The following is a 308-nucleotide window of genomic DNA, read 5'->3' as shown; positions in this document are numbered from 1 at the left end:
TGTTATGGCTCGTAGTGCTGGGGCATTTGCTCAGCTAATGGCAAGAGAAGGAAAATACGCAACTATCAAATTGCCTTCAGGAGAAATCAGAAGGGTATTGGCGAGCTGTGTTGCAACGATTGGGGCTGTATCAAACAGTGATCACCAATTGCTTGTGTCAGGTAAGGCTGGTAGAAACAGATGGTTGGGTAGAAGACCAAGAACAAGACCGGTTGTAATGAACCCAGTAGATCACCCAATGGGTGGTGGGGAAGGTCGTGCTTCCGGAGGTCACCCGCGTTCAAGAAAGGGTATCCCTGCTAAAGGAT

The 308-nt window shown here is 48.7% G+C and carries 1 pseudogene; it reads left to right on the top strand.

Annotated elements, in window-relative coordinates:
• Window positions 1-308, top strand: a pseudogene (gene rplB / locus HC176_RS18765) (50S ribosomal protein L2); the annotation flags it as partial.

It is taken from the genome of Tamlana crocina (assembly GCF_012037625.1).
Note: the sequence above shows the minus strand (reverse complement) of the source record. Positions and strands in the feature narration are given on the sequence as shown.